Source organism: Kribbella sp. NBC_00662 (genome assembly GCF_041430295.1).
In the GTDB taxonomy this organism is placed as follows: domain Bacteria; phylum Actinomycetota; class Actinomycetes; order Propionibacteriales; family Kribbellaceae; genus Kribbella.
Window position 1 is genome coordinate 5,878,925 of sequence record NZ_CP109029.1, and the last position, 10,364, is coordinate 5,889,288.

14 protein-coding genes are annotated in these 10,364 nt (G+C 68.2%); 8 read left to right on the forward strand and 6 right to left on the reverse strand.

All coding sequences use genetic code 11. The annotated features are described in order from the left end of the window. Positions 1-59 precede the first annotated feature (59 nt). A complete protein-coding gene (locus OHA10_RS29190) occupies positions 60-1,658 on the forward strand; it encodes an ABC-F family ATP-binding cassette domain-containing protein (RefSeq protein WP_371401955.1) in 1,599 nt (532 codons plus the stop codon). Between the two features lie 25 nt (positions 1,659-1,683). Beyond that, the gene (locus OHA10_RS29195; RefSeq protein WP_371401956.1) at positions 1,684-2,454 is read left to right on the forward strand and encodes an enoyl-CoA hydratase/isomerase family protein; all 771 of its coding nucleotides are present in this window, start codon (positions 1,684-1,686) and stop codon (positions 2,452-2,454) included. Here OHA10_RS29195 and OHA10_RS29200 read toward each other — a convergent pair. The 3 genes from OHA10_RS29200 to OHA10_RS29210 are packed head-to-tail and all read right to left on the reverse strand — an operon-like array spanning position 2,451 to position 3,672. Continuing rightward, on the reverse strand, positions 2,451-2,894 hold the full coding sequence (locus OHA10_RS29200; protein ID WP_371401957.1) for an SRPBCC domain-containing protein: 444 nt from the start codon (positions 2,892-2,894) through the stop codon (positions 2,451-2,453). The two genes, OHA10_RS29195 and OHA10_RS29200, sit on opposite strands and share 4 nt — an antisense overlap. 11 nt (positions 2,895-2,905) lie before the next feature. Beyond that, positions 2,906-3,235, reverse strand: a complete 330-nt coding sequence (locus tag OHA10_RS29205) for an ArsR/SmtB family transcription factor (RefSeq protein ID WP_371401958.1) — start codon at positions 3,233-3,235, stop codon at positions 2,906-2,908. Continuing rightward, a complete protein-coding gene (locus tag OHA10_RS29210; RefSeq protein ID WP_371401959.1) occupies positions 3,232-3,672 on the reverse strand; it encodes an SRPBCC domain-containing protein in 441 nt (146 codons plus the stop codon). Before OHA10_RS29210 ends, OHA10_RS29205 begins: the two co-directional genes overlap by 4 nt. Before the next feature lie 131 nt (positions 3,673-3,803). Here OHA10_RS29210 and OHA10_RS29215 point away from each other — a divergent pair, with 131 nt between their 5' ends. Together OHA10_RS29215 and OHA10_RS29220 are read left to right on the forward strand one after the other, a co-directional pair. After that, positions 3,804-5,705 (forward strand): ABC transporter ATP-binding protein, encoded by a 1,902-nt coding sequence (locus tag OHA10_RS29215; RefSeq protein WP_371401960.1) that lies wholly within the window; start codon positions 3,804-3,806, stop codon positions 5,703-5,705. Beyond that, positions 5,705-5,881: a hypothetical protein gene (locus OHA10_RS29220; protein ID WP_371401961.1), complete on the forward strand. Its 177-nt coding sequence runs from the start codon at positions 5,705-5,707 to the stop codon at positions 5,879-5,881. The genes OHA10_RS29215 and OHA10_RS29220 overlap by 1 nt, the downstream gene beginning before the upstream one ends. Here OHA10_RS29220 and OHA10_RS29225 read toward each other — a convergent pair. The 3 genes from OHA10_RS29225 to OHA10_RS29235 form a co-directional block, all read right to left on the reverse strand. After that, complete coding sequence (locus OHA10_RS29225) at positions 5,825-6,376, reverse strand: hypothetical protein (protein WP_371401962.1); 552 nt, start codon at positions 6,374-6,376, stop codon at positions 5,825-5,827. The genes OHA10_RS29220 and OHA10_RS29225 overlap by 57 nt on opposite strands. 66 nt (positions 6,377-6,442) lie before the next feature. Beyond that, entirely contained in the window at positions 6,443-7,198 is a 756-nt protein-coding gene (gene uppS, locus OHA10_RS29230; RefSeq protein ID WP_371401963.1) for a polyprenyl diphosphate synthase, read from the reverse strand. Further along, positions 7,198-8,274, reverse strand: coding sequence for an ATP-dependent DNA ligase (locus tag OHA10_RS29235; protein WP_371401964.1), 1,077 nt, complete (start codon positions 8,272-8,274; stop codon positions 7,198-7,200). Before OHA10_RS29235 ends, uppS begins: the two co-directional genes overlap by 1 nt. 198 nt (positions 8,275-8,472) lie before the next feature. On the opposite strand from OHA10_RS29235, the gene OHA10_RS29240 reads away from it, so the two are divergent. Genes OHA10_RS29240 through OHA10_RS29255 form a run of 4 tightly spaced genes read left to right on the forward strand, consistent with a single transcriptional unit; the run spans position 8,473 to position 10,287 of the window. After that, positions 8,473-9,213: an FHA domain-containing protein gene (locus OHA10_RS29240; RefSeq protein ID WP_371401965.1), complete on the forward strand. Its 741-nt coding sequence runs from the start codon at positions 8,473-8,475 to the stop codon at positions 9,211-9,213. Positions 9,214-9,257: 44 nt separating this feature from the next. Next, positions 9,258-9,545, forward strand: a complete 288-nt coding sequence (locus OHA10_RS29245; protein ID WP_371401966.1) for a hypothetical protein — start codon at positions 9,258-9,260, stop codon at positions 9,543-9,545. Then, a complete protein-coding gene (locus tag OHA10_RS29250) occupies positions 9,542-9,955 on the forward strand; it encodes a MerR family transcriptional regulator (RefSeq protein WP_371401967.1) in 414 nt (137 codons plus the stop codon). Before OHA10_RS29245 ends, OHA10_RS29250 begins: the two co-directional genes overlap by 4 nt. Further along, positions 9,952-10,287 (forward strand): YnfA family protein, encoded by a 336-nt coding sequence (locus tag OHA10_RS29255; protein WP_371401968.1) that lies wholly within the window; start codon positions 9,952-9,954, stop codon positions 10,285-10,287. Before OHA10_RS29250 ends, OHA10_RS29255 begins: the two co-directional genes overlap by 4 nt. Positions 10,288-10,364 lie beyond the last annotated feature (77 nt).

A 10,364-nucleotide genomic window follows, 5' to 3' on the forward strand; every position in this document is an offset into this window, starting at 1 on the left:
ATACACTAGATCAGCAAACTCGACTGAAGCTCTAGCGAAAAGGACCCCTGCGAACCCCGATGATCACTGTTTCCAATCTCGAGGTTCGCGTCGGTGCCCGGCAGTTGCTGGCGCCCGCTTCGTTCCGGGTCGGTCCAGGCGACAAGGTCGGGCTGGTCGGCCGCAACGGCGCCGGCAAGACGACCCTGACCAAGATCCTGGCCGGTGAAGGCCTGCCTGCCAGCGGTTCGGTGACCAAGTCGGGCGAGATCGGCTACCTCCCGCAGGACCCGCGCACCGGCGACCTCGAAGTACTCGCCCGGGACCGGATCCTGTCCGCTCGCGGCCTGGACGACGTCGTACGGCGCCTGCGCAGCGCCGAGAAGTCGATGGCGAGCGCCGACGAGAAGACCCGCGGCAAGGGTATGCGCCGCTACGAGCGCGCCGAGGCCGACCTGCACGCCGCCGGCGGGTACGCCGCGGAGTCCGAAGCCGCCCGCATCGCCGCCAACCTCGGCCTCCCGGACCGTGTCCTCGGCCAGCCGCTGGCGACCCTGTCCGGTGGTCAGCGCCGACGCGTGGAGCTAGCCCGGATCCTGTTCGCCCAGGCCGAGACGCTGCTGCTCGACGAGCCGACCAACCACCTGGACGCCGACTCGATCATCTGGCTGCGCGACTTCCTCAAGTCGTACGCCGGTGCCGTGATCATGATCAGCCACGACGTGAACCTGCTCGAGGAGACCGTCACCCGCGTCTTCCACCTGGACGCGAACCGGGCCGAGATCGACATCTACAACGTCGGCTGGAAGGCGTACCTGAGTCAGCGCGAGACCGACGAACGCCGCCGCAAGCGCGAGCGCGCCAACGCGGAGAAGAAGGCGACCCAGCTCGTCGACCAGGCGAACAAGATGCGCGCCAAGGCGACCAAGGCCGCCGCCGCGCAGCAGATGCTCCGCCGCGCCGAGCGGCTGATGTCCTCGCTCGAGGACGAGCGCCAGGCAGACCGCGTCGCGAAGATCGCGTTCCCGACGCCGGCCCCGTGCGGGAAGACGCCGCTGATGGCGCGCGAGCTGTCGAAGTCGTACGGCTCGCTGGAGATCTTCACCGACGTCGACCTCGCGATCGACAAGGGCTCGCGCGTGGTCGTACTCGGGCTGAACGGCGCCGGCAAGACCACCCTGCTGCGGATCCTCGGCGGCATCGAGAAGGCCGACACCGGCGAGGTGGTCGACGGTCACGGCCTCAAGCTCGGGTACTACGCCCAGGAGCACGAGACCCTCGACGTCAACCGGACCGTGCTCGAGAACATGAAGTCGGCCGCCCCGGACCTGAACGAGACGCAGGCCCGCAGCGTCCTCGGCTCGTTCCTGTTCACCGGCGACGACTCCGACAAGCCCGCCAGCGTGCTCTCCGGCGGTGAGAAGACGCGCCTCGCCCTCGCCACGCTCGTCGTGTCGGCCGCCAATGTTCTGCTCCTGGACGAGCCGACCAACAACCTGGACCCGGCCTCCCGGGCCGAGGTGCTGAACGCGATCCGCTCGTACACCGGTGCGATCGTCCTCGTCACTCACGACGAGGGCGCAGTCGAGGCGCTCGAGCCGGAGCGCGTCGTACTGCTGCCGGACGGCGTCGAGGACCTCTGGTCGAACGACTACGCCGACCTGGTCTCGCTCGCCTGATTACTTCCGAGTAATATCCGGTGCCATGACGGATCTCGGACTGCGGTTCTCGGTGGACGGCCCGGTTGCGCGCGTGGTGCTGGACCGGCCGGAGGTGCGCAACGCCCAGACCCCGGCCATGTGGAGCGCCCTGGCCGACTTCGGTACGTCGTTGCCGCCCGAGGTCCGCGTGGTCGTGGTGTCGGGGGAGGGGCCGTCGTTCTCGGCCGGACTCGACCGACGCCTGATGGTCGGCGATCCCGTCGACGGTCAGGAGCCGTTGCTGACGCTGGGCGCGAAGCCGGAGCCTGAGCTGCTGGAGTTGATCGCCGCGTTCCAGTCCGGGTTCTCCTGGCTGCGGCGTCCCGAGATCATCAGCATCGCGGCTGTCCAGGGTCACGCCGTCGGCGCTGGGTTCCAGCTGGCGCTGGCCTGCGACCTCCGGGTCGTGACCCCGGACGCCCGCTTCAGCATGCGCGAGCCGGCCCTCGGCCTGGTGCCCGACCTCGGAGGCACCCAGCCCCTGGTCCAGCTGGTCGGGTACTCGCGGGCGCTCGAGCTCTGTACGACGACCCGCTGGGTGGAGGCGGCCGAGGCACGCGACATCGGTCTGGCGAACATCGTCGTACCCGCCGAGGAGTTGGCGGCGACCGTGAAGGACCTGACCGACGCCGTGCTCGGCCCGCTCCCGGGTGCGATCCGCGAGACCAAGGCATTGCTGCTCGGCGCCGCCGACCGCACCTACGAGGATCAGCTGAAGGCTGAGCGCGAGGCTCAGTCGCGGCGGCTGAAGGAACTCATCGCCGCGCTCGGTTAGTGCCAGTTGCTGATCAGTACGTCGTGCGGCGCGGGCTCGCCCTTGCCGGTCTCGACGTACTGCTTGAGGCTCATCAGGAACGTGGCCCACTTGGTGCTGCAGTGGTACATGAACTCGACCGGCTCCCGCCAGCCCGCCTGCTTGAAGAGCACGATCGTGTACTCGTCGGTCTGCGAGAGCTCGAAGGTGACGTGGGTGCCGATCCATTCGTCGGGTCCACCAACGACCTCCCAGTGGACCAGCTCGCCCGGCTTCGTCTCCAGGACCTTCATGTCGAAGCCGTCGCCGCCGGCGGTGGCGAAGCGGAACTCGATGACGCCGTCGACGTCGCCCTTGGTGTCCTCGGTCCACCAGCCGGCCAGACCGTCGATCGTGGTGAGTGCGGTGAAGACGTCCTTCGGGGACGCGATGATTCCTACGCGGTGCAGGATGTCTGACATTGTCGTGCCTTTCAGTTGTCTCGGGTCTTCTGGATCGCCTCGGCGATCCGCTTGATGCGCTGCAGCCGCCGGTCCCACGCTCCGGTGACGTCGGTCAGCTGGTTGATCGCGCGGGCGAGCTGCGACTCGTCCACGGTGTAGCGGCGTTCGCGTCCGGACGCCGTGGAGTGCACGAGTCCGGCCCGTTCGAGTACGGCGAGATGCTTGGCGACCGCCTGGCGGGTGACGGGCAGCTGGTCGCTGAGGCTGGTCGACGTACCGCCGCCGTCGGCGAGCAGCAGGTCGAGCATCCGCCGCCGGGTGGGGTCACCGATCGCCGACCAGAGCTCGTCGTCGATCACGGCCGGTTCGCCAGCCCTTCGGCGTACGGCGCGATGCGGGGGAGGAAGTAGTTCCAGCCGTTGGTGTGGTCCTCGAGCTGGGCATCGGACTTGGCGGCCTCGTCCCACCCGGTCTCGGCGAACCGCAGCAGGGTGCCGCCGTCGACCGGAACAAGCTCGAACGTCACGAGCAGCGAGTTCTCCGGGGTGGCGGTCTCGCCGTCGTAGTCCCAGCGGAAGACGAACCGGCGCGGTGGCTCGGCCTCGACCACCGTGACCGGCACGACCTTCGTGCCTTCGGCCTGCCGGAAGCCGACCGTCCCGGTGGCTCCGGGGACCGGCTTGAGGTCGACCTCGTCCGGCCACCACTCGCGCAGGTGCTCCGGCGAGCTGACCACCTCGTAGACCACCTCCGGGGTAGCCTCCACCCGAATCTCCCGCTCGATGCTCCTGGCCATCTCACCGCTCCTTCCGCAACCTTTTGTTGCACATGACTGTAGCCGTGATCCTGCCGATGTGCAACCAAGGGTTGCGGGAAGCGCCGGGCGGCGTGAAGTGTTGGAAGATCTATCCAAGGAGAGGGAACTGAATGTCGTCACCGATGATGCGGCCGGGCATGGGCGCGATGGGCTGGCGCCGGCAGGACGCGTCGGTGGCCGGGCAGAAGCTGGCGAAGGGCACGCTGCCGCGGATCGCGCGGTTCGCGAGGCCGTTCCGCTGGCACATCGCGGCGTTCCTGCTGCTGGTGGTCGTGTCCGCGGTGCTGGTGATCGCGTCGCCGCTGCTGTTCAAGAAGATCGTCGACGACGGCATCTCGAAGGGCAACGCCGGCCTGGTGACCGCGCTGGCCCTGATCGTCGCCGTACTCGCGGTCTTCGAGGCGCTGCTCGGTCTGATCCAGCGCTGGTTCTCGGCGCGGATCGGGGAGGGGCTGATCTTCGATCTGCGGACCAGGGTGTTCACACACGTCCAGCGGATGCCGATCGCCTTCTTCACCCGCACCCAGACCGGTGCACTCGTGTCCCGCCTCAACAACGACGTGATCGGCGCCCAGCAGGCCTTCACGTCCACGCTGTCCGGCGTGGTCTCCAACGTCATCAGCCTGATCCTGGTCGTCGGCGCGATGCTGGCGCTGAGCTGGCAGCTGACTGTGGTCGCGATCCTGATGCTGCCGATCTTCCTGATCCCGGCGCGGATCCTCGGCCGCCGGTTGGCCGCGATGACGCGCGAGCAGATGAACCTGAACGCCGAGATGTCGACCGCGATGACCGAGCGGTTCAGCGTCGGCGGCGCGCTGCTCGTCACGCTGTTCGGCAAGCCGCAGCTCGAGACCGCGGACTTCGGCGAGCGCGCCGGCCGCGTCCGTGACCTGGGCATCCGGATCGCGATGCTCGGCCGCGTGTTCTTCACCGCGCTGACCTTGGTCGCCGCGCTGGCGACGGCCTTGGTGTACGGCGTGGGCGGCAACCTCGCCGTACGGCAGACGCTGACCATCGGGACGCTGCTCGCACTCGTCGCGCTGCTCGGCCGGCTCTACGGGCCGCTGACCGCGCTCTCGAACATCCGAGTCGACGTGATGACCGCGCTGATCTCGTTCGAGCGGGTCTTCGAGGTGCTCGATCTCGAACCGATGATCAAGGACGCGCCCGACGCCGTCGACCTGCCGGATGATGCCGCGAGCGTCGAGTTCGACCATGTTGCTTTCGCCTACCCGACTGCGGAGCAGGTGTCTCTCGCCAGCCTCGAAGCCGTTGCTGTGCTGGACAAACGCGTCTCGGCTCCGGTTCTCGAAGACGTCAGCTTCGCCATCCAACCCGGCCAGATGGTCGCTCTGGTTGGCCCTTCGGGTGCGGGCAAGACGACGATCACCAACCTGGTCGCACGCCTGTACGACGTGGCCGGGGGAGCGGTGCGGGTCGGTGGCAAGGATGTTCGCGACGTCACGCTGCAGTCGCTGCACGACACGATCGGGTACGTCACGCAGGACGCGCACATGTTCCACGACACGATCCGCGCCAACCTGGTGTACGCCAAGCCGGACGCGACCGAGGACGAGATGGTCGCCGCGTTGCGGGCGGCCCAGATCTGGGATCTCGTCTCCGCTCTGCCGGACGGGCTCGACACGGTGGTCGGCGATCGTGGTCACCGGCTGTCCGGTGGCGAGCGGCAACGACTCGCGATCGCCAGGTTGTTGCTGAAGGCCCCGAAGATCGTCGTACTGGACGAAGCGACCGCGCACCTGGACTCCGAGTCCGAGGTCGCCGTTCAGCGGGCGCTGGACACGGCACTGGAAGGGCGGACGTCGCTGGTGATCGCGCACCGGCTGTCGACCGTGCGGGACGCGGACCTGATCCTGGTCGTTGACCACGGCAACATCGTCCAGCGCGGCACGCACGAGCAGCTGCTCGCCGCCGGTGGCGAGTACGCTGATCTGTACCACACGCAGTTCACGGAAACCGGCTCGGTGTCAGGTTCGGCGGCAGGTGTTTGATGATCAAGTTGGCGCTCGCCCTCGCAGCGGGGTACGCAGGCTACAAGGTCGCGTACCACTCCGAGGACGGCCGCCACTACGGCCGCACCGGTGAGCGCGCGGTCAGGACGACGCTGTCGTTACTGATCGCGAGCCTCGCCGGCGGCGTCACCTACGCGGCGCTGCTCTCGCACTGAGGCCGTCTTCTGCGCGTCGTGTTCGAGCAGATGCAGGACGGGTACGCCGAGGTGCCGGCGCGCCGAGGTCGTCCAGTCGAGGTGGAAGAACTCCGCGACGATGTGCGGGCGGGTCAGGATGATGACCTCCTGCCCCTGCGTCGCGTTCACGGTCGCGACCAGGGCGTCGATCGGCCGGTCGTGCGAGATGCCGCCCTCGGCGTGCTGCCCGAGGTCGCGGAGCCGCTGCACGCTGCGTCCGCTGCAGCCCTTGGCCTCGGTGTCGATCGCCTTCTGGGCTTCGGCGAGATCCTCGCGCTGACCGGCGAGCCCCGGCCCGTACAGGTCCGCGGTGCCGAGTGCGCTGATCGAGGCCTCCACGCCTGCCTCGGCGTTGTGGCACGGCACGAGCACGTGGTACGTCACCGGCTCCGGCATGTCATGGTGCAGTTCGACGACGCGTTTCGCGTCAGGCTCGGACAGTTCCTGTTCGACGAGCAGTACGACGTCGTACATCGCGTAACCTCCGATGCTTACCAGTCGGTATAAACCCCATAGTGCCCCCAACCGGCGCCGAAGTATTCAACTGGATCGTTGCAGTTTCCTCCGTCCGTACGTCCGCAGCGCGCGGAGCAGATCCACCTCGCGGAACGCCGGCCAGTACAGGTCGCAGAACTCGATCTCCGACCGGGTTGCCTGCCACAGCAGGAAGTCCGACATCCGCAACTCGCCACTGGTCCGGATCACCAGGTCCGGGTCGGGCAGGCCAGGCACATAAAGATGCCGACTGATCTCGTCCTCGCTCAACGCATCCGCGACGTCGTCGAGTGATCGGCCGCCTGCAGCGGCTTCCTCGAGCATCGACCGGACGGCGTCCACCAGTTCGAGCCGGCCGCTGTAGCCGATCGCGATCGTCAGGTCTCCCGCGTCACGATCCCGGCTGAGCGTGACGGCTTCCTTCAGTGCGCGAGCTGTTGAATCGGGCAACAAATCCAGCTGGCCCGCGAGATGCAGCCGCCAGCGGTGGTCGCGGCGGACATGATCGGCCAGAACGGTCTCGGTCAGCTCCATCAGGTAGTCGACCTCGCCCGAGTCCCGCTTACGCAGGTTGTCGGCCGACGCGACCCAGGCGGTCACGCACCGGATCCCTGCGTCCGCACTCCATTGCAGGAACTGCTCGAGATGCTTGGCGCCGAAGCGGTGACCGATACGCACGTCGTCGTACCCGGCGCCGCGAGCCCACCGGCGGTTGCCGTCCATGACGATCGCGACGTGTTCCGGCCTTGGCAGTCCGGCAATCTGACGGCGCAGCCGCGTGTTGTAGAGGGAGTACAGCATCAGCGTTGCGCGCTGGAGAGTACGTCGGCGAGGTCGAACTTCACCGGCTCCTCCAGTTGCTCGTAGGTGCAGGACTCCGGCGTACGGTCCGGGCGCCAGCGGACGAACTGGGCGGTGTGGCGGAAGCGGATGCCTTCCATGTGGTCGTAGCGGACCTCGACCACGAGCTCGGGGCGCAGTGGGACGAACGAGAGGTCCTTGCCGGCCTGCCAGCGGCTGCCTTCCGCGTTACGCGGCGTACGGACGCCTTCCTCCTGCTTCGCCCAGGCCCACGGGTGCTCGTCGAACGTCGTGACGAGCGGCTGCATCTCCTGGAACAGCTCCTTGCGCCGCTCGAGTGGGAACGCACCGATGACGCCGACGCTCGCCAGCGTGCCGTCCTCGTTGTACAGCCCGAGCAGCAGCGAGCCGATCCGGTCCTCGCCGCTCTTGTGTACGCGGTAGCCGGCGACGACGCAGTCCGCCGTACGCTCCGGCTTGACCTTGAACATCACCCGCTTGTCCGGCTGGTACGTCCCGTCCAGCGGCTTCGCGATCAGCCCGTCCAGGCCGGCGCCCTCGAACTGCTCGAACCACTGCGCGGCGGTGTCGTGGTCGGCGGTCGCGGGCGTGACGTGGATCGGCGCCTTGACGCCGGCGAGCGAGTCGATCAGCGCCGTACGGCGTTCGCTGAACGGGCGTTCCGTGTAGTCGTCGTCACCGAGTGCGAGCAGATCGAACGCGACGAACCGGGCCGGGGTCTTCTCGGACAGCATGTTCACGCGGCTCGCGGCCGGGTGGATGCGCTGCTGCAGCACCTCGAAATCGAGCCGGTCGCCGGACTCGCCGATCACGATGATCTCGCCGTCGATCGCGCAACGCTCGGGGAGATTCGCCTTCACCGCCTCGACCAGCTCGGGGAAGTACCGCGTCATCGGCTTCTCGTTCCGGCTGCCGATCTCCACCTCGTCGCCGTCACGGAAGATGATCGACCGGAACCCGTCCCACTTGGGCTCGTAACTCAGCTCACCGCGCGGGATCTCCTTGACCGGCTTGGCGAGCATCGGTTTCACCGGCGGCATAACAGGCAGTCGCATCCCTGCATTGTGTCCCACCGACCCCGCTGCTGCCAGAACCGCACCACCCGGCACTCGAGCACCTACTTTGTGCACCCACCAACCGTTTCCAGGGTCGATGAATGGTTGGCGGGTGCACAAAGTCGCGCGGGGCCGGTAGCAGGGACCCGCGCCGGGCGCTGGTGGACAGTGAACCGGGATGCCGCGGACAATGGCCTCATGACCTCGGTGCCGGTGGAGGGGACGCGTCCGTCGGACGCGGAGCGAGATCGCGCCCTCGCGGTACTGCGGGACGGCGCCGGGTCCGGCCGACTGTCCCACGACACCTTCATCCGGCGGATGAATTTCGTCCTCCGCGCCCAGAGCCGTGGCGAACTCGCCGATGCGATCCGAGACCTCCCTCGCCCCGAACCCCGCCTCCGAACCTGGACCCGGGCCCTCCGCACCCGGTTGCCACGGCTGATCGTGTCGCCGAATGCACGGACGGGGGCCCACCCGCAGGACTCGACGCACCGTCCCGCGACCGCACACGATCCGGCGTACGGCTCCGTCGACCCGCTCGGACCCGCCGCCTACCCCGAGCGCTCCGGTCGGCCCACCCTCTCGCGGCGGCTCGACCCCGTTGGTGTGGTTGCGTCGTGGCTCGACGGGCTTCCGCGGTTCACCTGGGCGCGGCAGCCGGCCGCCGTACCGCTGCCGGGGCTCGCGCTGCCAGCGCCGGGCTCGCCGACTGTGCGGATCGGGCGTGGCCAGGGTGCGACGTTGCGGATGGCGGACGTCTCCGTCTCGCGGTATCACGCCGAGCTCCGGCACGTCGACGACGGCTGGATGCTTCGCGACCTCGGCTCGATGAACGGCACGACCGTCAACGACCTCCGCATCACCACCACCGTCCGCGTACGCCCGGGGGACCGGGTCAGCTTCGGCGCCGTCGCGTACGTCCTCACCTGGACCGACTGACGGACTTGCATCCGGTACTTCGGTACAGGTTTACCGTCGATCTCATGGAAGCCCCGGACGCCTGCACCTTGCCGACCGCAGAACGCCCGTTCCGCGTCGCCGAGTTCGACCAACTCTTCGCCGATCACCTCCGCAGCGCGAACCGCGTCGATCCTCGAACCCTCGACCTCACCCTCGATCCCGCATCCCGTGCGACCGTCGAGGACCTCACCGCCCGCGAGCTCGAGTGCTGCTCGTTCTTCACCTTCACCCTGACTGCGTACGCCGACCACCTACGGCTGCGGATTACAGTCCCACCAACGCAAACCGCCGTACTCGACGGACTGCCATGAGACCCAGCGAGCTAGCCGCCGCAGCCGGCGTCAACCCACAAACCCTGCGGTACTACGAACGCCGCGGCCTCCTCGCCGAACCAGCGCGAAGCCTCGGCGGCCACCGCATCTATCCATCGGACGCCGTCACGACGCTGCGCGTGATCAAGGCGGCGCAGCGGCTCGGGTTCACCCTCACCGAGATATCCGAGCTGATCGACACCGCCCGCCACCGACACGCCCGCGGCGACAGAGCCGATCTCCAGGCCCGCGCCCGCGAGAAACTCTCAGACGTGGAAGCCAAGATCGCCGACCTGACAGTCATCGCCGAGACCCTCCGAGCCGGCCTCACCGCCGGCTGCGACGACCTCCGAACCTGCGCCGGCAACCCCGACTGCCCCCTCCCGTTCGCCGAGATCGGCCACCCGTGACCGTCCTCAAATCCATCCTGCTGTTCGCCCTCGCGGCCGTCGCCGAGATCGGCGGCGCCTGGCTCATCTGGCAAGGCTGGCGCGAACACCGCGGCCTCCTCTGGATCGCCGGCGGAATAGTTGCCCTAGGCGCCTACGGCTTCGTGGCCACCTTCCAACCCGACCCCAACTTCGGCCGCATCCTCGCCGCCTACGGCGGCATCTTCGTAGCCGGCTCCCTAACCTGGGGCATCCTCGCAGACCACTTCAAACCCGACCGCTACGACCTACTGGGCGCCGCAGTCTGTCTCCTCGGCGTCGTAGTCATCATGTACGGACCCCGCAACCCCTGACCGCGCGTCGGAGTGTCGTTTTGCAACAAGCTGCAGAGTCGGCTCGATCCAGGGTGCGCTGGCCTTAGGCTACTGCC

What these genes read in the sequence shown, in the direction of transcription:
- OHA10_RS29220 (WP_371401961.1), top strand. Translation starts at nt 5,705, where the DNA reads ATGATCAAGTTGGCGCTCGCCCTCGCAGCGGGGTACGCAGGCTACAAG.
- OHA10_RS29250 (WP_371401967.1), top strand. Translation starts at nt 9,542, where the DNA reads ATGAGACCCAGCGAGCTAGCCGCCGCAGCCGGCGTCAACCCACAAACC.
- OHA10_RS29245 (WP_371401966.1), top strand. Translation starts at nt 9,258, where the DNA reads ATGGAAGCCCCGGACGCCTGCACCTTGCCGACCGCAGAACGCCCGTTC.
- OHA10_RS29195 (WP_371401956.1), top strand. Translation starts at nt 1,684, where the DNA reads ATGACGGATCTCGGACTGCGGTTCTCGGTGGACGGCCCGGTTGCGCGC.
- OHA10_RS29210 (WP_371401959.1), bottom strand. Translation starts at nt 3,672, where the DNA reads ATGGCCAGGAGCATCGAGCGGGAGATTCGGGTGGAGGCTACCCCGGAG.
- OHA10_RS29225 (WP_371401962.1), bottom strand. Translation starts at nt 6,376, where the DNA reads ATGTACGACGTCGTACTGCTCGTCGAACAGGAACTGTCCGAGCCTGAC.
- OHA10_RS29235 (WP_371401964.1), bottom strand. Translation starts at nt 8,274, where the DNA reads ATGCGACTGCCTGTTATGCCGCCGGTGAAACCGATGCTCGCCAAGCCG.
- OHA10_RS29240 (WP_371401965.1), top strand. Translation starts at nt 8,473, where the DNA reads ATGACCTCGGTGCCGGTGGAGGGGACGCGTCCGTCGGACGCGGAGCGA.
- OHA10_RS29190 (WP_371401955.1), top strand. Translation starts at nt 60, where the DNA reads ATGATCACTGTTTCCAATCTCGAGGTTCGCGTCGGTGCCCGGCAGTTG.
- OHA10_RS29215 (WP_371401960.1), top strand. Translation starts at nt 3,804, where the DNA reads ATGTCGTCACCGATGATGCGGCCGGGCATGGGCGCGATGGGCTGGCGC.
- uppS (WP_371401963.1), bottom strand. Translation starts at nt 7,198, where the DNA reads ATGCTGTACTCCCTCTACAACACGCGGCTGCGCCGTCAGATTGCCGGA.
- OHA10_RS29200 (WP_371401957.1), bottom strand. Translation starts at nt 2,894, where the DNA reads ATGTCAGACATCCTGCACCGCGTAGGAATCATCGCGTCCCCGAAGGAC.